This is a genomic window from Acidovorax cavernicola (assembly GCF_003581445.1).
This window is the reverse complement of the sequence record NZ_QXMN01000002.1, coordinates 179,990-198,800: the sequence shown is the minus strand read 5'-3', so window position 1 is coordinate 198,800 and position 18,811 is coordinate 179,990. Positions and strand designations below refer to the sequence as shown.

The following is an 18,811-nucleotide window of genomic DNA, read 5'->3' as shown; positions in this document are numbered from 1 at the left end:
GAAGCCTGTGTGAAGGGGCTTTCAGACCGGCACGCTCAAGATGGATCTTTGCTGCGCGTGCGCCCCACCGCGCTGAAGATGCCGATGCCCAGCAGGATCAGCGCACCGATGCCGATGTAGAGCGTGGGCACGCCGGCCACCGAGGCACCCCAGGCAACGCCGCCCAGGAAGATCAGGAAGCCGATCATGTAAAGCGCAAAAGACATGGGGAGTCCTCCAAAGCTGAGATGCTTGGCAGTATCCCGGGCGGCCCCGCGCCTCGCACCGGCCTGGACCGCCTCTGCGTGTGGGAGCGAGCCTACCGCGCTAGTCGCGACCTGAGACCAGCAGATAGCGGCAAGCCGTGGGGCCCAGCGCCCTGAACATCAGCGGCCGATCCACGCCGTAGTCGAGGCAGTCGCCCGGGGCGAGCTCGAAGCTTTCGTCGCCGTAGTCCACCCGCAGCGCGCCCTCGAGCATCCACAGGCACTGACGGTAGGGCTTGCCGCTCCATCGCGGGTAGCCGACCTGCGCCGCGCGCGGCAGCTCGATCTCGACCAGCTCCACGCCGCCCTCCGCACCGCGCTCGGCGACCTGGCGGCGCAGGTAGCCCGCTTCGGGGTCGCGCCAGACGTCCTGCTGGCCTTTCGTACGCAGTCGCTGGGGGTCTTCCTTCTCCTCGGTGAGAAGCTGCGCCAGCGACACGCCCAGCCCTGCGGCCAGCCGGCCCAGCAGCACCGCCGTGGGGCTGCTTTGCACACGTTCCACCTTCGAGATCATGGCCTTGCTGACCCCCGACAGCTCGGCCAGCTCGGCCAGGCTGAGCCCGCGGGCCTGGCGCAGCGCCAGCAGCCGGGTGGCGATGAGCGTGTCGATGTGGCCGTCGGCCGGTGCCGCCGACAAGGTGGACGGCATGGAGGATGCGGTGTTTCCCATATGAGATTATTATTCTCTTATATTGAACGACAGAGCAACACCATGCGTCTCATCGCCTGCACCGAAGAAGCCCATTCAGCCGCCATCCTGGCGATCCTGAACGAGGCCATCGTCAACTCCACCGCGCTGTACGACTACAAGCCGCGCACGGCCGAGAACATGGTGACGTGGTTTGCCACGAAGCGCGCCAGCGGATTCCCGGTGATCGGCGCGGAGGACGAGAGCGGCAAGCTGCTGGGTTTCGCGAGCTACGGCACGTTCCGCGCCTTTCCCGCCTACAAGTACACGGTGGAGCACTCGGTGTACGTCGATGCCGCGCACCGAGGCGAGGGCCTGGGCCGCACGCTGATGGAGGCGATCGTTGCGGAGGCCATGGCGCGCGAAGTGCACGTGATGGTCGGTGCCATCGACGCCTCGAACGCCGGGAGCATCGCGCTGCACGAGCGCCTGGGCTTCACGCACTCAGGCACCGTGCGGCAGGCCGGCTTCAAGTTCGGCCGCTGGCTCGACGTGGCGTTCTACCAGCGCATCCTGGCGACGCCGCTGACCCCGGTCGACGGTTGAAGCTCAGGCCGCTCAGGCTGGCGTTTCGGCGCTGGCCCGGTCGAGCATGGCGATGGTGCCCGCATCGAGCTTGAGCTGCGTGGCCACCACCAACTCTTCGAGCTGCGCCAGTGAGGTGGCGCTGGCGATCGGGGCGGTCACGCCGGGCCGTGCGATCTGCCATGCGATGGCGACCTGGCCGGGCTTGGCGTTGTACTGCTGGGCCACCTTGTCGAGCGCATCGAGGATGCGCAGGCCGCGCGGGTTGAGGTACTTCTTCGTGGTGTTGGCGCCGCGCGCGCTCTTGGCCGCATCGGCCTCGGTGCGGTACTTGCCGGTGAGAAAGCCCGCCGCCAGCGCGTAGAAGTTGATCACGCCCACTTCGCGCTGGATGCACAGCGGCTCCAGTTCGTCTTCGAACACCGCGCGGTCGTACAGGTTGTACAGCGGCTGCAGGCTCTCGTAGCGTGCGATGCCCAGGCGCTCCGACACGTCGAGCGCCTCGGCCAGCCGCGGCGCGGTGTAGTTCGAGGCGCCGATGGCGCGCACCTTGCCCTCCTTGATGAGCGCGTCGAAAGTGCCCAGCGTGTCTTCGAGCGGCGTGTTCGCATCGTCGTCGTGCGACTGGTACAGGTCGATGTAGTCGGTCTGCAGGCGCTTGAGCGACGCATCGACCGCCTCGCGGATGTACTTCGGTGCCAGGCCCACCTTGCCTTCGCCCATCGGCTTGCCGACCTTGGTGGCCAGCACCACGCGGTTGCGCTTGCCGCTTTGCTTGAGCCACTTGCCGATGATCGTCTCCGACTCGCCGCCGACATGGCCCGGCACCCAGGCCGAGTAGACGTCGGCCGTGTCGACGAAGTTGAAGCCGGCGTCGAGCCAGGCGTCGAGCAGCTTGAACGAGGCCGCCTCGTCGACGGTCCAGCCGAACACGTTGCCGCCGAAGGCGAGGGGAGACACGCGAAGGCCGGAGCGACCGAGCGGACGAAGTTGCGACATGACAGAGGGCTCCTGAAGGAAAGGGAAAACAGAAGAGGGCTCAGACGAAGCCTACCGCGCCCAGCGCCGCGCCGCAGCCCAGCAGCCACAGCAGGTGGATGCGCGTGCGCCAGACCACCAGCGCGGCCACGCCGCTGAGCAGCCACAGGTGCCAGGCCGGCACCCCGGCCGACTGGTTGCCGCCCGCCAGCACCCAGCCGGTGGCAATGAGCAGTCCGACCACCACTGGCGCCATGCCCTGCTTGAAGGCGCGCACCTCGCGGCGGGTGCGGTTGCGATGGCCCCAGCGCGTGGCGAAATAAGTGAGGGTGGTGCTGGGCAGCATGATGCCGACCATGGTGACCAGCAGGCCGAAGAAGCCGAGCAGCCAGGCCATGGGCCCGGCGCCGATGCCGCCGCCCGCGTTGAGCCCGACATTCCAGCCCATCAGCGCGACGAACAGCACGTTGGGCCCGGGCGCGGCCTGGGCGATGGCGACCGAGGAAGTGAACTGCGCCTCGGTGAGCCAGCCATGCTGGGCCACGAGGTAGCGGTGCATGTCGGGCACCGTGGTGATCGCGCCGCTGATCGACAGCAGCGACAGCAAGAGGTACTGGCCGAAAAGCCCCAACCAGTCGTGCCATTGCATCGCAATGGTCATGGCGCAATCCGCTTCCAGGTCCACACGCAGGCCACGCCGCCCACCGCGAGCAACACCCACCCCAGCGGAATCTTCAGGAGCGCGATGGCCGCGAACACCAATGCCACGAACACCAGGCAGGTGGCGAAGCCCAGCGGGTGCTTGCGCAGTTGCGGGATCAGCTTGATGCCCGTGGCGGCGATGAGCCCACCCGACACCGCGCCCATGCCGCGCAGCGCGGCCGCCACCTGCGGGTTGGCGGCGTAGTGCGCGTAGAGCACGGCCAGCGCCAGGATCACGAAGAGCGGCACGGTGAGCATGCCCGCCACCGCGGCAACGGCGCCGCGCAGGCCGAAGTAGCGGTCGCCGATCATCAGCGCGAGGTTGATCACGTTGGGCCCCGGCATCACCTGGGCCACGGCCCAGTCCTCGAGGAACTGGTCGGGCGTGAGCCACTTCTTCTTCTCGACCATCTCGCGCTGCACGATGGCGAGCACGCCGCCGAAGCCCTGCAGTGCAAGCCAGGTGAATGAAACAAAAAGGTCGCGTGGCGACGCGGGCTGCGGGTGGTCGGGCGGCGCGGCCGCGCCAGAAGGGGACGGATGCATGTGGATGCGATTATCGTAGGCGGGTCGTCCCCGAGGAACATTCCATGCTTATGCAACTGCGCGCACTCTTCGATCTCTGCCGACGAGCCTTCGCCTCCTGGTCCAACGACTACGCCCCGAGCATGGGCGCGGCGCTGGCCTACTACACGGTGTTCTCGATCGCGCCGCTGCTGCTGATCGTGATCGCGGTGGCGGGCCTCGTCTTCGGGCAGGAGGCCGCGCGCGGCGAGATCTTCGCGCAGCTCTCGGGCCTGATGGGCGAGCAGGGCGCGGCGGCGGTGCAGGGCATGCTGAAGGCCGTCAACAAGCCGACCGAGGGCATCGTGGCCACGGTGGTCGGCATCGGCCTGCTGGTGGTGGGCGCGACCACCGTCTTCGGCGAACTGCAGGACGCGCTCGATCGCATCTGGCGCGCCCCCGCGCGCACCCGCAACAAGGGCATCTTCAACATGCTGCGCGTGCGGCTGCTCTCGTTCAGCATGATCATGGGCATTGGCTTCCTGCTGATGGTGTCGCTGGTGGCGAGCGCGGCCCTGGCGGCGCTGGGCAAGTGGTGGTCGCCGATGTTCGGTGCCTGGGCCACGCTGGCGCAGGTGGTGAACTTCGTGTTCAGCTTCGCGATGGTGACCGTGATCTTCGCGATGATCTACAAGATCATGCCGCGCGCCAAGGTGCAGTGGCGCGACGTGTGGGTGGGCGCGGCCGTCACGGCGCTGCTGTTCACCGTGGGCAAGCACCTCATCGGCCTGTACATCGGCAAGAGCAGCGTGGCTTCGGGCTACGGCGCGGCCGGCTCGCTGGTGGTGGTGCTGGTGTGGGTGTACTACTCGGCGCAGATCTTCCTGCTGGGCGCCGAGTTCACCTGGGTCTACGCGCGCACCTACGGCTCGATGAAGGATGCCGCCGGTGAACCGGCCGGCCATGCCTCACCGACGCGCGACGTGCCGCTGCCCGCGCACGTCGATGCCGCCTAGCCGGCGAAACCGCCGTCGTCGAGAAACTGCTGCTCCTCGGGCGTGGACGTGCGCCCGAGCATCCGGTTGCGGTGCGGAAAGCGCCCGAAGCGGGCCACGATGTCGCGATGCAGCACCGCGAAGTGCTGCGTGTTGGCGTCCTGCGTGGCGTTGAGTTCGACCGAGCGTTCCTGCTCGGCCAGCACTTCCGAGTGCATGAAGGGCAGATAGAAGAAGCGCTGCAGCGAGGCCTCGGCCTGCCGGTCGAAGCCGGCCTCGACGGCGCGGCGCGCCACGGCCAGCGCGAGGCCGTCGGTGGCGAGCATGTGCGGGTTCTGGCGCCAGGCGTTGCGCGGGAACTGGTCGAGCAGCACCAGCAAGGCCAGTGCGCCTTCGCCGGTGTCGGCCCAGTGGTCGAGCCGGCCGCTGGCCGCGGCCTGGTGGGCGTGGGCCAGCGTGGCGATGCAGTCGGCGTCGAAGGCATCGCTTTTGGCGAACCAGCGCTCGGGGCCGGCATTGCGCCAGAAGGCGACCACGTCGTGCGCGGAGGGGAGTGTGTTGTCGGACGTCATCGTTGCATTCTCTTGCACAGGCGTGCGAAGAAGGGGCGCTGGCCGACAAGGCCGCAGGCGCCGCCTGCCTATGCTGAATGTTTTACCTCCACAGGAGACAACGACCATGAACAGCACTCGCACACTCTGGCGCACCGCCCTCGTCGCCGGCCTGGCAGCCGCCGCATTGGCCGGTTGCGGAATGATGTCGAAGTCGAACGTCGCGAGCTTCAGCGGCGCGATGAACGCGGCCAGCGAGGTCCCGCCCAACATGACGCGCGGCAGCGGCATGGCCGAGGCCTGGCTCAACCGCGACACCAACGTGCTCAAGTACAAGATCACCTACAACGGGCTGAGCGGCCCGGCCACGGCGGCTCACTTCCATGGCCCGGCTGCCGCGGGTGCGAATGCCGGCGTGGTGCTGCCCTTTGCCAACGCGGCCAGCCCGATCGAAGGGCAGGCCACGCTCACACCGGCGCAGGCGGCCGACCTCGTGGCCGGCAAGTGGTACGCCAACATCCACACGGCGGCCAACCCGGGCGGCGAGATCCGCGGGCAGATGCTGCCCAAGATGTGAGATTCGTCCGGGCTGAAGACGCGAAAAGGCCCCAGGTCAGGTAGCTGTCGCGAGGCTGGTGTCCAATGACCGCATGACGACGACACCCAAGAAAAAGCCTCGCGCCGCCACCGCTACTGCCTCTTCTTCTGCTTCTTCCGCTTCCGCTTCCGCTTCCTCTGCCGCTCCGCCCCATCCGTTCATCGCCCGCCGCGAAGACATGCGCGGCGCCCGCAAGGCGCTGGTGCTGCAGGGCGGCGGTGCGCTTGGGGCCTACCAGGCGGGCGTGTATGCCGCGCTGAGCGAAACCGATCTGCAGCCGCACTGGATCGCGGGCGTGTCGATCGGTGCCATCAACGCGGCGCTCATCGCCGGCAATGCACCCGCGCAGCGGGTCGACCGGCTGCGCGAGTTCTGGCACCTGGTGTCTTCAGGACCGGCGCAGCGCCTGCCGTCGTGGCTGGGTGATCGCGCCACGCAGAACCAGTGGAGTGCCACCATGGCGTCGTTGGTCGGCATTCCGGGCTTCTTCGAGCCGCGCTATTCGCCGGCCCTGCTGATGGGCGGCGCCGCGCCGCTCCTGAGCTACTACGACACCTCGCCGCTCAAGGCCACGCTGGAGCGGCTGATCGACTTCGACCGCATCAATGCCTGCGAAGCCCGTTTCAGCGTGGGCGCCGTGAACGTGCGCACCGGCAACTCGGTGTACTTCGACAACACGCGCCAGCGCATCGGCCCCGAGCACATCATGGCCAGCGGTGCGCTGCCTCCGGGCTTCGCGCCGGTGCACATCGACGGTGACGACTACTGGGACGGCGGCATCGTGTCGAACACGCCGCTGCAGTACGTGCTCGACACCCATCCGCGTTCCGAGGCGCTGGTGGTGCTGCAGGTCGACCTGTTCAACGCACGCGGCGAGATGCCGCAGACGCTGTCGGGCGTGATGGAGCGCCAGAAGGACATCACCTATTCGAGCCGCACGCGCATGAACACCGACGCGTTGGCGGCCAACATGAACCTGCAGCAGGCCATTGCCGACCTGATCGCCAAGCTGCCCCCGGGCTTGCGCAAGGACCCGAGCGTGGCCGAGGTGCAGGCGCAGCTCACGCACGAGCCGATCGACATCTTTCACCTGATCTACCGCGACAAGTCGTACGAGCTCGAATCGAAGGACTACGAGTTCTCGCGCGCGGCGGTCGAAGAGCACTGGGAGTCGGGCGTGCGCGACATGCGCAAGACGCTCTCGCACCCCGAGACGCTGCGCGCCGATGCCACGGTGAACGGCGTGACTACCTTCGACCTCGGCGAGCCGGGTACGGGGCGCATCAAGCGGCCGGGGCTGACGCGCTGAGTCTCGCTGCCGCAGCCGCTCGCCACGCGCGGTGGCGATTCAGCTTCAGCTAAGAAACCAGCGCCAGACTGGGTCGTCACTTCGCTTCAACAGGAGGAAATGTTTTCATGAACATTGAAGATGTGCGACGAACGGCCTTCGCGATGCCGTTGACCAGCCCGGCGTTTCCGCCCGGACCCTATCGTTTCACGCGTCGCGAATTTCTCATCGTCACCTACCGCACCGACATGGACGCGTTGCGCGCCGTGGTGCCCGAGCCGCTCGAAGTGGTCGAGCCGCTGGTCAAGTACGAATTCATCCGCATGCCGGACTCCACCGGCTTCGGCGACTACACCGAATCGGGGCAGGTCATTCCGGTGCAACTGCGCACGGCCCGGGGCGTGGAGAAGGGCGCGTACGTGCACGCGATGTACCTGAACGACCATCCGCCCATTGCCGGTGGCCGCGAGCTGTGGGGCTTTCCGAAGAAGCTGGCTTCGCCGTCGCTCGACTACGAGACCGACGTGATCGTCGGCACGCTCGACTACGGCAAGGTGCGCGTGGCCAAGGCCACGATGGGCTTCAAGCACCGCGCGCTCGACCCGGCGCCGATCCTCGCGGGCATTGCGCAGCCCAACTTCCTGCTCAAGATCATTCCGCACGTCGACGGCACGGCCCGCATCTGCGAGCTGGTGCGCTATCACATGGTCGACGTGACGCTGCACGGCGCGTGGACGGCGCCGGCCTCGCTCGAACTGCATCCGCATGCGCTGGCACCGGTGGCGGACCTGCCGGTGCTGAAGGTCGAGTCGGCGGTGCACTACATCGCGGACATGACGCTCGCGCTGGGCACGGTCGAGCACGACTATCTCGCCTGATTCTTGCTGTCACTTTTCAACCCAACCTCAAGGACTTCACCATGCAACTCAAGGACAAGGTCGCCTACATCACCGGCTCGGCCAGCGGCATCGGCAAGGAAATCGCCATCCTCTTCGCACAGGAAGGCGCGAAGATCATCATTGCAGACCTCAACAAGGAAGCGGCCGACGCCACGGCCGCCGAGCTGAAGGCCTCGGGCGCGCAGGCCATCGGCGTGGGCGTCGACGTGACGAACGAAGACCAGGTCAACGCGTCGGTGGAAGAGGGCGCCAAGGCCTTCGGCGGCATCGACATCCTCATCAGCAACGCCGGCATCCAGATCGTGCATCCGGTGGAAGAGTTCAGCTTCGCCGACTGGAAGAAGATGCTCGCGATCCACCTCGACGGTGCGTTTCTCACCACGAAGGCGTGCCTGAAGCACATGTACGCGCAAGGCCGCGGCGGCAGCGTGATCTACATGGGCTCGGTGCACTCGAAGGAGGCATCGCTGCTGAAGGCGCCGTACGTGACGGCCAAGCACGGCCTCATCGGGCTGGCCAAGACGGTCGCCAAGGAAGGCGCGAAGCACGGCGTGCGCGCCAACGTGATCTGCCCCGGCTTCGTGCGCACGCCGCTGGTCGAGAAGCAGATTCCCGAGCAGGCCAAGACGCTGGGCATCAGCGAGCAGGAAGTCATCAAGAACGTGATGCTGAAGGAAACGGTGGATGGTGAGTTCACGACCACGGAAGACGTGGCGCGCGTGGCGCTGCTGTTCGCAGGGTTCCCGACGAATGCGCTCACCGGCCAGTCGCTTGTCGTGAGTCACGGCTGGTTCATGCAGTAGTTGTTGCTCGCCCCCAGGCTGCGCGCACTTCGTGTCGCTTCGCCAACCCCGTGCCGGGGGCAACACCAACGGCCCGGCAAAGCCGGTTCCGTGGTGTTCCTGGCCTCAGAGCTTCAACTCCCAGGTCTCACCGACCTGCGGCTGGCCATAGCCCTCATGCGGCTCCGAATGCGTGAGCTGGAACCCCCGCTTGGCATAGATGCTGCGCGCGGCGACGAGGCAGGTGTTGGTCCACAGCGTCATCTTCTTGTAGCCCTTGCGGCGCGCGAAGGCGATGCACTCGTCCACGAGGCGCCCGCCCAGGCCCAGTCCGCGCGCGGCGGGCGAGAGGATCAGCATGCGCAGCTGCGCCACGGTGGCCGACTTGCGCACCACGAAGATCGCACCCACCCGCTCGCCATTGAGTTCTGCGATCCAGCAGCGCTCCCACTCGGGCTGGAACTTGAGCAGGAACTCGCTCGCGATGCCCGCCACGAGCGCCTCGAAGCGATGGTCCCAGCCGTATTCGCGTGCATACAGCTCGCCGTGCTGCTGCACCACCCAGCCGATGTCGCCGGGCGCCGGGTCGCGCAGCACGACGGCCTGGGGCCGGGCCGGCGGCGTGGCCGGATCGAGCAGCGATTGCACGGTGCCCATGGCCTGCACCAGCTGGCTTTGCTGCGCCGGCGGCAGCGCGGCGAGCAGGGCGGCGGCTTCGTCGCGCGATTTCTGTTGCAACGGCGCAAATGCGGCGTGCCCGGCCTCGGTCAGGCGCAGCACGCTCTGGCGCGCGTCCCGGGCGTGCGGCTCGCGCGTGAGCCAGCCCTGGGTTTCGAAGCGGCGCAGGATGCGGCTCAGGTAGCCCGCGTCGAAGCCCAGGTCGCGCCCGATCTCGCTGGCGACGGGGGTTTCGCGGTGCGCCAGCTCGTAGAGCACGCGCACGTCGGTCAGCGACATGTCGCTGTCCAGGTAGGGGTCGAGAGCGCCGATGCGCCGGGTGTAGAAGCGGTTGAACTGGCGGATGGCCTTGACGGCGGACGGGTCGACGGGGCTGGCGGAGGCGGTGGCAGATGCGTTCATGGTTGCCATTGTCATTTGATTGATTGACTTTGGCAATCAATTGGTGGCCTTGTCGATCCCGGGGCACTGGCTGCCGGAGGCGACAGACATGATGGAAAACCCTAAAATCAAGGGTTGCCCTTCACGGCGCCACCGAAGCGCTGTCCACTCCCACCGATGAACGCCCCCGTCGACGTCTCCTTTTTCGCGCGTGCCGCCAAGCCGCTGACCAGCTACCGCAAGTACTGGGCGGCCCGTTTCGGCACGGCCAAGTTCCTGCCGACCTCGCGCAAGGAGATGGATGCGCTCGGCTGGGACAGCTGCGACATCATCGTGGTCACGGGCGATGCTTACGTCGACCATCCCAGCTTCGGCATGTCGGTGATCGGCCGCATGCTCGAGGCGCAGGGCTTTCGCGTGGGCATCATCGCGCAGCCCGACTGGCAGAGCGCCGAGCCCTTCAAGGCGCTGGGCAAGCCGAACCTGTTCTTCGGCGTCACGGCCGGCAACATGGATTCGATGATCAACCGCTACACGGCGGACCGGAAGATCCGCAGCGACGACGCCTACACCCCCGGCGACGTCGGCGGCGCGCGGCCCGACCGTGCGGCCATCGTGTATTCGCAGCGCTGCAAGGAAGCCTGGAACGACGTGCCGATCATCCTCGGCGGCATCGAAGGCTCGCTGCGCCGCATCGCGCACTACGACTACTGGTCGGACAAGGTGCGCCGCTCTATCGTGGTCGACGCCAAGTGCGACCTGCTGCTGTACGGCAACGCCGAGCGCGCCATCGTCGAGATCGCGCATCGCCTGGCCGCCAAGGAGCCGGTGCAGCAGATCACCGACGTGCGCGGCACCGCCTATGTGCGGCGCGAAACACCCGACGGCTGGTTCGAAATCAACTCCACCAGCGTCGACGAGCCCGGCCGCGTCGAGGCGCACGTCAACCCGTACCTGATGGTGTCCGACCAGGCCAAGGCCAACGGCGCCACCTGTGCCAAGGAAGACGAGGCCGAAGCTGTCGCCAAGGCCGCCGAAGCCGCGGGCTCCGCGGCCGGCTCGGTCGTCAACCCCGCCATCAAGCCGCTGAACTTCGTGCCCGACCCCGCGCTGCAAAGCCGGGGCAAGATCAGCGTGCCGCCGCGCGATCGTTCGGTGATCCGCCTGCCGGCCTACGAACAGGTGCGCAGCGACCCGGTGCTCTACGCGCACGCTAACCGCGTGCTGCACCTGGAGACGAACCCCGGCAATGCCCGCGCGCTGGTGCAGGCACACGGCGAAGGCGCCACGGCGCGCGACGTGTGGATCAACCCGCCGCCCATTCCGCTCACCACGGCCGAAATGGACCACGTGTTCGACCTGCCGTATGCGCGCAGCCCGCATCCGCGCTACGCCGACGAGAACGGCAGCCACGACGGCGCGACCAAGATTCCCGCGTGGGAAATGATCCGCTTCAGCGTGAACATCATGCGCGGCTGCTTCGGCGGCTGCACCTTCTGCTCGATCACCGAGCACGAGGGCCGCATCATCCAGAGCCGCTCTGAAGACTCGATCATCAAGGAGGTCGAGGCCATCCGCGATTCGGTCAGCGGCTTCACCGGCACCATCTCCGACCTCGGCGGCCCCACGGCCAACATGTACCGCCTGGGCTGCAAGAGCCCCGCGATCGAGGCGGCGTGCCGCAAGCCCAGCTGCGTGTACCCGGGCATCTGCCCGAACCTGGGCACCAACCACGACCCGCTCATCAAGATCTACCGCCGCGCGCGGGCACTCAAGGGCATCAAGAAGATCCTGATCGGCTCCGGCCTGCGCTACGACCTGGCCGTGCAGTCGCCCGAGTACGTGAAGGAACTGGTGCAGCACCACGTCGGCGGCTACCTGAAGATCGCGCCCGAGCACACCGAGCAGGGCCCGCTCACCAAGATGATGAAGCCCGGCATCGGCAGCTACGACAAGTTCAAGCAGATGTTCGAGAAGTACTCGGCCGAGGCGGGCAAGAAGCAGTACCTCATTCCGTACTTCATTGCCGCGCACCCGGGCACCAGCGACGAGGACATGATGAACCTCGCGATCTGGCTCAAGAAGAACGGCTTTCGCGCCGACCAGGTGCAGACCTTCTACCCGTCGCCCATGGCCACGGCGACGACGATGTATCACACCAACAAGAACCCGCTGCGCAAGATCACGCGCGAAAGCGAGACGGTGGACATCGTGCGCGGCGACAAGCGCCGCCGTCTGCACAAGGCCTTCCTGCGCTACCACGACGCCAACAACTGGCCGCTGCTGCGTGAAGCGCTCAAGAGCATGGGCCGCGCCGACCTCATCGGCAACGGCAAGCATCACCTGATCCCGACCTGGCAGCCGCTGACCGATGGCGGCTACACGAGCGCGCGGCGCAAGAATTCGACCTCCGCGCCGGTGGCTGCGAAGGCCCCGGTCCGGCTGGCACCGGTGAAGCCCTCGAAGGGCCGCATCCTCACGCAGCACACCGGCCTGCCGCCGCGCGACAACGGTGCGGGCACGGGCAACAAGGGCGGCGGCAAGCCGGTCAACAAGCCTTCGCGCAAGGTGCGCTGAGGCACTGTGACGCGCTGAACGCGCGTGGCCGGCCTGGATTCGTCAGGCGAAGGCCGCGTGCTTCGACAGCCAGAACACCCACGCCAGCAGCGCCGCGCAGTGCAGCGCGACCGTGGCGTAGAACCTCCCCAGGAAGCTCGCCTTGCTCGACTTGTGCCGCAGCAGCCGCTGCGCGCACCACGCACCGGGCCAGCCACCCACCAGCGCGAGCAGGTGCAGCGTACTTTCCTGGGTACGCCAGCGACCGGCCTGTGCCGCGCTCTTGTCGAGCGCGTAGGCCACGAAGGTGAGCAGGCTCAGCCCCGCGACGACGGCCGGCACGTACAGCGGCAGGCGACCCAGCCAGACAGCGGCGCCCAGGCCGGCAGCGTAGATCACGATCAGCCATGCGCCCCACGGCGTGCCGGCCGTGCTGCGACCCGAAGGCCGGCGCGGCTGCGCGCGTGGCGACGCGCGAGGCGCAGCATTCGCTGAGGCCGCGGCCACCACGGCCATGGCCCGCGGCCCCTTGCCGCCCACATGGATCTCCTCGAAGCTCAGCTTCATGCCGACCTGCGGCGCGGCGCTCCGATCGGCGAAGTCGCGCAGGTGCACGAACACATCGGCGGAAACTTCAGGAGAGCGGATGAAGCCGAAGCCCCGGTCCTTCTCCCATCGAACGAGCGTGCCTTGGCGTTTCATCGACGGGATTCTCGCCGCTAGGCGTATTGCATTTCCCCATTCCCGAAGGACCAGTTTTCCTTCGACACCTCGACGAGGTTGATGAACACGTCCTCGCGCCGGATGCCCAGTTGGGCGTGCAGATCGTCGGCCACACGGCGGTAGAAGGCCTTCTTCATGTCCGTGGTTCGTCCCTGGTTCAGCGTGATCTGGATCAGCACGAAGCCCGGCGAGTACGCGACGCCAAGGTAGCTCGCCGGATGCACCAGTTCGTGCGGGGCATGCCGCGTGATGACCTGGAACTTGTCGTGCTCCGGCACGTTGATGGTGTCCCGCATGACCTGGTAGACGAGGTCCCCGATGGCCGGGCCCAGGGTTTCGGGGCTGTCGCTGGAAAGCTCGATCCGCACGAGTGGCATGTGCTGTTCCTTGTTGGAAAGTGTGGGGGCCTAAGATACGCCACATGGCCCGTCACTGTTCTCCTCCCTCCGTCGCTCGCAACTGACGCGCGCGTTTCGCGCCGCGCTCAGACCGCAAGTGGTCGCCGCCGTTCGTGCCCTCGAGGCCGGCCGGCGGCTCGGATGGTCATGCCCGCTTCTTGATGCCGATCGTGGATCGATCGGCCAGCCATGGCGGGCGCTATGGAGAACTCTCAATGAATGCAAGAACAACGGCCGTCCTGGCCTGGGGCGGCGTGCTGCTGGCCGGCGTGCTCTGGGGCGGCGGTGCGCTGGTGGCGCAATTCCTGATCGATGGCGGCATTGCGCCGCACAGCCTGTCGCTCGCGCGCTTTGCGCTGGGCATGCCGCTGCTGTGGTGGCTGCACTGGCAGGCGACCCGGCGCTCGCCGGCCGCTGATGCCGGGTGGCGCCACCTGACACGCCGCGAGCAGGGCCACGTCGTCGGCACCGGCGCTGCGATGGCGCTCAACGTGAGCTGCTGGTTCGCGGGCATCGCGCACCTGGGCGCCGCGCTGCCGACGGTGATCTCGATCTGCTGCGCACCGCTGATCGTGGCCTGCGTGTCGGTGCTGCGCGGCTATGAACCCTTCGGCGCGCGGCTGCTCGGGGGCCTCGTGCTGGCGCTGGCGGGCGTGTTGCTGCTGGTGTGGCCGGCCGCCGGCTGGGGCGCCTTGCCGGCAGGCTACGGCGCAGGATTGGCGTGGTCCTTCGGCTCGGCGGTCTGCTACGCGCTGGTGGTGCTGGGCAACGCGCGCATGCCGGTGCGGGTGCCGGCCGTCACCGCCTCTGCCTGGGGCATGAGCGCCGCGGCGCTGTGCATGCTCGGCGTGGCGTGGGCCGCTGGCGGCATCACCTGGCCCGTGGGCACGGCCCAATGGTTGGGCGCAGGCTACACCGGCGTGGCGACCACCTCGGTGGCCTATCTGGCCTTTGCCTGGGGCGCACGGCGGCTGTCGCCGACGGCGGCGGTGGTGGGCACGCTGATCGAGCCGCTGGTGGCGGCGTGGCTTGCGGCGCTGTGGCTGGCCCAGCCGATGGCGCCGCACCAATGGGTGGGCGCGGCGCTGCTGGCGGGCGCGATGCTGCTGCTGGTGCGGCGGAACCGGGGTATGGTGTAGCCCCATGACGAGCAGTTCGCCCCCCGTGCCGGTTTCGTGGAAGCGCATCCTGGCCATGGCCGCATGGTGCGGTGCGTCAATGCTCGCTCAGGCTGCCGCGCCCGAGGCCTCCGCGCCGGCGGGTGCCCAGGCCTTGCGCGCCGAGCACCAGAAGCTCAGCGACAAGCTCGACCAGAGCCGCTTCGGGCGCCCCGTGCAGCTCGACTCCACCGAGACGCCCGGCGGCCTGGAGGGCGACATCTACGCCGTGGTCGAACACCCGCTGTCGAAGGTCAGCGCCGCGCTCAAGGGCTCGGACCAGTGGTGCGAGCTGCTCACCCTGCACATCAACAACCGGCGTTGCCGCGTCAGCACCTCGCCGCAGGGCAAGGAGACGCTCACGCTGTTCGTGGTGCGCCGCTACGACAAGCCGGTCGACCAGGCCTTCGAGCTGCCCTTCGTCTACCGCGTGGTCAGCGCCACGTCCGAGCTTCTGCAGGTCGAGATGTCGGCCAGCAGCGGTCCGTTCGGCACCAGCAACTACCGCGTGCGGCTCGAAGCGGTGGCGCTCGACGAGCGCAAGACCTTCCTGCACTTCAGCTACGGCTACGACCACAACACGATGGTGCGCCTGGCCACGCAGGCCTACCTGGCCACGTTCGGCGCCAGCAAGGTGGGCTTCACCGTGGTGGGCAAGGGCGCCGATGGCCAGCCCGAGTACATCCGAGGCCTGCGCGGGCTGGTGGAGCGCAACGCGATGCGCTACTTCCTGACGCTCGATGCCTACCTCGCGACCGGCAGCAACGAGCCGGCCGAGCGCCGTCAGCGCTACTGGTTCGCCTCGGCCGAGCGCTACCCGCGTCAGCTGCACGAGGTCGATCTCGACACCTACCTCGCGGTCAAGCGCGAAGACCGCCAGCGCGACGGCAACGGTCGCTGAGAAAGCGCCGGCCAGCGCAACCTTTCGGTTGCAATTTCACGGGCTTGTCATCTGCCTCGGCACTAATCGCCGGGGCTTGCGCCTTTGCGCGGGCGCATCACAAGGACAACAGGCAATGCGCAAGACAACAAGAGGATCGAGGATGGGATGGCTGGCGCTCGTGGGCGCTGGTGCGGTGCTGACCGCCTGCGGCGGCGGCAATGGCGGCGGGGGCGGCTGGGCGTTCCCCGTGGCCGGCGGCGGCACGACCAACCCGCCCGCTGCACAGTCGAAGACCGGCACCTTCCTCGATGCCGCGGTCGAGGGCCTCGACTACGTGGCCGGCAGCGCCGCCAAGGCCGCCACCAACGCCAAGGGCGAATTCAGCTGCAAGGACGGCGAGACCGTCACCTTCAGCGTCGGCGCCTTGGCCCTGGGCAGCGCCGCATGCGGCGACGCGATCACCCCGCTGACCCTGGCCGGCGGCAGCGACGTGAAGGCCGACGCCGTGGTCAACCGCCTGCTCGCGCTGCAGAGCTTCGACGAGGACCGCGACCCCGCCAACGGCATCCGCCTGACGCCCGCGCTCAAGGCTGCGTTGACGGCCGGCGCGCTCGATTTCAACGCCTCGGCCGACGCCTTCCACACCGCGCTCAATGCCGTTCTGGCCGCGCTGCCCGCTCCCTACAATGCCCGCATGGTCGACTCGAACCGCCGCATGCTGGCCCGCGAACATTTCGAGGACACGCTGGCCTCGCGCCTGGCCGCACCGGTCACCGAGGCGTCGACGCAGACCAACCAGCTCGGCACGATCGGCATCGGCGTCACGCGCTACCAGCTGCAGGCCGACGCCGGCTTCCACGTGCCCTACGAGGGCGACAACACGCAGATCAAGGCCGACTTTCCCGAGGGCTTCCTGCCGGCCTACGGTTCGGGCCTGGCGTTCAAGGGCAAGGCGGACGACGGCGCGCTCGAGTTCTACGCCATCACCGACCGTGGCCCGAACGGCGATGGCCCGACCGCACCCGTGCCCGGCGGCGGCGACGGTGTCACCAGCATCAGCAAGGTGTTCCCGGCGCCATCGTTTGCGCCGAGCTTCGGCATCGTGCGCGTGGGCAAGACCGGCGCGGTGCTCAGCACCAGCGTGCCGCTCAAGCGCGACGCCAACACCAAGATCACCGGCCTGCCGCCGCGCTCGGGTGTGGGCTCGACCGGCGAAACCCCGCTGACCGACAGCTACGTGTTCAACGAAGCCAAGGCCGGCTTCGACGCCAACGGCCTCGACCCCGAGACCCTGGTGCTCGACAAGGCGCGCAACGTGCTGTGGACCAGCGACGAGTACGGCCCCTTCATCGCCCGCCTGAACATCGCCACCGGCGTGGTCGAGAAGAAGTACGCGCCCGGTCCCGGCGCCGCCGACCTGCCGGCGGTGCTGGCCCAGCGCCGCCCCAACCGCGGCATGGAAGGCCTGACGCTCGACGTGGCCAGCGGCGTGCTGCACGGCTTCCTGCAAAGCCCGATCGATCCGCGCGACGGCAATGGCAAGTCGATCAAGGCCAAGCCGCCGGGCGGCAGCAACACCGACGTGCGCCACATCGCCAAGTTCACGCGCTGGCTCGCGTTCGACCCGGCCACCGAGACCTCGAAGCTCTACGCCTACCCGATCGACGGCAGCCAGTACGACAAGGACCGCACCGGCAACGCCAAGCTCGGCGACATGGTGAGCCTGGGCAACGGCCGCTTCATCGTCATCGAGCAGGGCGCGCGCAAGAGCGATGGCAAGGTGTTCAACAAGCTGATGCTGGTGGAGCTACCGGCCAATGCGACGAACATCGCCGCCCCGGAGTTCAACCACAACCTCGAGATCAGCAGCATCACGCAGGCACCGTCGAATGGCGTCGACTATTCGACCGTGGTGACGATGCGCAAGACCGAGCTGCTCGACCTCAACACGCTGGGCTGGCTGGCCGAGAAGGCCGAAGGCCTGACCCTCGTCGACGACCAGACCCTGGCGCTGGTGAACGACAACGACTTCGGCCTGGGCACCATCCTGTTCGACGGTGCAGGCAAGACGGTGGCCGGCAGCGTCGAGGATTGCGAGGTCGATGTGAAGGGTGTGCTTAGCAAGTGCCCGGCGGGCGTGACCGGCGCGCGCATCACGCGCGGCTCCGACCTGGAGCGCCCGACGCGCATCTGGCTCATCAAGCTCGATCGCAAGCTGAGCGAGCTGCGCCTGCCGGCCTCCTGAGTCGCCGTCAGCCGGCGAGCGTGAGCAGCGGCACGTCGCGCTCGCGGCCCATGGCCTCCAGCTCGGTGCGCGTGCGCGTCGCGAGCCAGGTGGCCAGCGCCGCGTGCGTGGCCGGCGCCATCATGTCCGGCGGCGTCACGCCGGCAACCTCGCACAGGCGCGCCGCGAAATGCGGCTCCAGTGCCGCCACCGCCACGCGGCCGTCGGCGCAGGGGTAGACCCGGTAGCCCGCGTGCGCGCCGCCCACCGCACCCTCGGGCTTCGTCAGCCCCCAGGTGCGGGGCAGGGCGAGCCAGTCGGCCGAGGCGTTCAGCGCCACTTCGAGGTATACGCCGCCGCGCTGGCGGGTCTGTTGCAGCATGGCCTTCAGCACCGCCTCGCTCGCGAGGAGCGCGCCGCCCATGTCGGCGTACAGCGTGGGCGGCAGCTCGGTGCCGGTGACGAGGCCGCTTTCGGCCAGGTAGGTCAGGTCGTGGCCCGGCTCCTCGGCGCGCTCGCCCGGCGCGCCGACGATGGCGACCTGCGACAGCGCCGGGTGGCGCGCCTGCAACGCGGGCCAGTCGAGCCCTAGCTTGCGCAGCGCCGAGGGGCGGAACGAGGTCAGCAGCACGTCGGTGCTCGCCAGCTCGGCATGCAGCTGCTGCTGGCCGGCCTCGGTCTTCAGATCGACGGTGCGGATCTCGACGCCCTCGTGCAGCGCGGTGTAGGCGGGGCGGTTGTACAGCCCCATCGGATCGCCACCGGGCGGCTCCAGCTTGAGGCAGGTCGCGCCCATCGTGCGGCAGCGCAGCAGGGCGGCGGGGCCCGGCAGGTTGAGCGCGAGGCTCAGCACGCGCACGCCGTCGAGCGGCAGGAAGGAAGAGTCGGCAGGGCTGGGCATGGGGCGTGTGTCCGGAAGGTCCTGAGGAAAAGAGGAGGGGGAGGAGGCGCGGTCATTCTCACCCGGCGGCAAAGCCAGATTCCGCAAGCCACGGCGGCCCGGCGGACGTAGCATGCGGCCGATGGCAGCACGCGCTCCTGCCGCTGCCGCAACGC

The 18,811-nt window shown here is 68.3% G+C and carries 20 protein-coding genes; 10 read left to right on the top strand and 10 right to left on the bottom strand.

Going from position 1 to position 18,811, the window contains the following annotated elements; genetic code table 11:
- Positions 1-35: 35 nt before the first annotated feature.
- Positions 36-206, bottom strand: coding sequence for a hypothetical protein (locus D3H34_RS34160; protein WP_013542089.1), 171 nt, complete (start codon positions 204-206; stop codon positions 36-38).
- A 100-nt stretch (positions 207-306) separates the two neighbouring features.
- Positions 307-894 (bottom strand): helix-turn-helix domain-containing protein, encoded by a 588-nt coding sequence (locus tag D3H34_RS03805; RefSeq protein ID WP_119552116.1) that lies wholly within the window; start codon positions 892-894, stop codon positions 307-309.
- Positions 895-957: 63 nt separating this feature from the next.
- Between D3H34_RS03805 and D3H34_RS03800 the strand changes: the two genes are divergently transcribed.
- Positions 958-1,479 carry a GNAT family N-acetyltransferase gene (locus tag D3H34_RS03800; protein ID WP_119552115.1) on the top strand — a complete coding sequence of 174 codons (522 nt, stop codon included), beginning with the start codon at positions 958-960 and terminating at the stop codon, positions 1,477-1,479.
- Between the two features lie 12 nt (positions 1,480-1,491).
- On the opposite strand, the gene D3H34_RS03795 is transcribed toward D3H34_RS03800, so the two are convergent.
- The 3 genes from D3H34_RS03795 to D3H34_RS03785 are packed head-to-tail and all read right to left on the bottom strand — an operon-like array spanning position 1,492 to position 3,684.
- Positions 1,492-2,457: an aldo/keto reductase gene (locus D3H34_RS03795; RefSeq protein ID WP_119552114.1), complete on the bottom strand. Its 966-nt coding sequence runs from the start codon at positions 2,455-2,457 to the stop codon at positions 1,492-1,494.
- Between the two features lie 40 nt (positions 2,458-2,497).
- Positions 2,498-3,097, bottom strand: coding sequence for a chromate transporter (locus tag D3H34_RS03790; RefSeq protein WP_119552113.1), 600 nt, complete (start codon positions 3,095-3,097; stop codon positions 2,498-2,500).
- Entirely contained in the window at positions 3,094-3,684 is a 591-nt protein-coding gene (locus D3H34_RS03785) for a chromate transporter (protein ID WP_119552112.1), read from the bottom strand. The genes D3H34_RS03790 and D3H34_RS03785 overlap by 4 nt, the downstream gene beginning before the upstream one ends.
- Positions 3,685-3,728: 44 nt before the next feature.
- On the opposite strand from D3H34_RS03785, the gene D3H34_RS03780 reads away from it, so the two are divergent.
- Positions 3,729-4,658, top strand: coding sequence for a YihY/virulence factor BrkB family protein (locus D3H34_RS03780; protein WP_119552111.1), 930 nt, complete (start codon positions 3,729-3,731; stop codon positions 4,656-4,658).
- On the opposite strand, the gene D3H34_RS03775 is transcribed toward D3H34_RS03780, so the two are convergent.
- Positions 4,655-5,209 (bottom strand): DUF924 family protein, encoded by a 555-nt coding sequence (locus tag D3H34_RS03775; protein ID WP_119552110.1) that lies wholly within the window; start codon positions 5,207-5,209, stop codon positions 4,655-4,657. The genes D3H34_RS03780 and D3H34_RS03775 overlap by 4 nt on opposite strands.
- A 106-nt stretch (positions 5,210-5,315) precedes the next feature.
- Between D3H34_RS03775 and D3H34_RS03770 the strand changes: the two genes are divergently transcribed.
- The 4 genes from D3H34_RS03770 (at position 5,316) to D3H34_RS03755 (ending at position 8,776) form a co-directional block, all read left to right on the top strand.
- Positions 5,316-5,765, top strand: a complete 450-nt coding sequence (locus tag D3H34_RS03770) for a CHRD domain-containing protein (RefSeq protein WP_119552109.1) — start codon at positions 5,316-5,318, stop codon at positions 5,763-5,765.
- A 199-nt stretch (positions 5,766-5,964) separates the two neighbouring features.
- Complete coding sequence (locus D3H34_RS03765; RefSeq protein WP_434057677.1) at positions 5,965-7,095, top strand: patatin-like phospholipase family protein; 1,131 nt, start codon at positions 5,965-5,967, stop codon at positions 7,093-7,095.
- Positions 7,096-7,202: 107 nt separating this feature from the next.
- Entirely contained in the window at positions 7,203-7,952 is a 750-nt protein-coding gene (locus D3H34_RS03760; RefSeq protein ID WP_119552107.1) for an acetoacetate decarboxylase, read from the top strand.
- 41 nt (positions 7,953-7,993) lie between these two features.
- Positions 7,994-8,776: a 3-hydroxybutyrate dehydrogenase gene (locus D3H34_RS03755; protein ID WP_119552106.1), complete on the top strand. Its 783-nt coding sequence runs from the start codon at positions 7,994-7,996 to the stop codon at positions 8,774-8,776.
- 105 nt (positions 8,777-8,881) lie between these two features.
- Here the strand turns inward: D3H34_RS03755 and D3H34_RS03750 are convergent, their stop codons facing one another.
- Positions 8,882-9,835: a bifunctional helix-turn-helix transcriptional regulator/GNAT family N-acetyltransferase gene (locus D3H34_RS03750; RefSeq protein ID WP_434057674.1), complete on the bottom strand. Its 954-nt coding sequence runs from the start codon at positions 9,833-9,835 to the stop codon at positions 8,882-8,884.
- 156 nt (positions 9,836-9,991) lie between these two features.
- On the opposite strand from D3H34_RS03750, the gene D3H34_RS03745 reads away from it, so the two are divergent.
- Positions 9,992-12,391, top strand: a complete 2,400-nt coding sequence (locus D3H34_RS03745; RefSeq protein ID WP_119552104.1) for a YgiQ family radical SAM protein — start codon at positions 9,992-9,994, stop codon at positions 12,389-12,391.
- Between the two features lie 42 nt (positions 12,392-12,433).
- Here the strand turns inward: D3H34_RS03745 and D3H34_RS03740 are convergent, their stop codons facing one another.
- Together D3H34_RS03740 and D3H34_RS03735 are read right to left on the bottom strand one after the other, a co-directional pair.
- Entirely contained in the window at positions 12,434-13,072 is a 639-nt protein-coding gene (locus tag D3H34_RS03740) for a DUF1294 domain-containing protein (protein WP_119552103.1), read from the bottom strand.
- Positions 13,073-13,089: 17 nt separating this feature from the next.
- Positions 13,090-13,470 (bottom strand): tautomerase family protein, encoded by a 381-nt coding sequence (locus D3H34_RS03735; protein ID WP_119552102.1) that lies wholly within the window; start codon positions 13,468-13,470, stop codon positions 13,090-13,092.
- Positions 13,471-13,706: 236 nt separating this feature from the next.
- Between D3H34_RS03735 and D3H34_RS03730 the strand changes: the two genes are divergently transcribed.
- The 3 genes from D3H34_RS03730 (at position 13,707) to D3H34_RS03720 (ending at position 17,776) form a co-directional block, all read left to right on the top strand.
- A complete protein-coding gene (locus D3H34_RS03730; protein ID WP_119552101.1) occupies positions 13,707-14,630 on the top strand; it encodes a DMT family transporter in 924 nt (307 codons plus the stop codon).
- Between the two features lie 4 nt (positions 14,631-14,634).
- Positions 14,635-15,549, top strand: a complete 915-nt coding sequence (locus tag D3H34_RS03725) for a hypothetical protein (protein ID WP_119552100.1) — start codon at positions 14,635-14,637, stop codon at positions 15,547-15,549.
- A 142-nt stretch (positions 15,550-15,691) separates the two neighbouring features.
- Positions 15,692-17,776, top strand: coding sequence for an esterase-like activity of phytase family protein (locus tag D3H34_RS03720; protein WP_119552099.1), 2,085 nt, complete (start codon positions 15,692-15,694; stop codon positions 17,774-17,776).
- A 7-nt stretch (positions 17,777-17,783) separates the two neighbouring features.
- Here the strand turns inward: D3H34_RS03720 and D3H34_RS03715 are convergent, their stop codons facing one another.
- Positions 17,784-18,656, bottom strand: coding sequence for a CoA transferase (locus tag D3H34_RS03715; protein WP_119552098.1), 873 nt, complete (start codon positions 18,654-18,656; stop codon positions 17,784-17,786).
- Between the last annotated feature and the right edge of the window lie 155 nt (positions 18,657-18,811).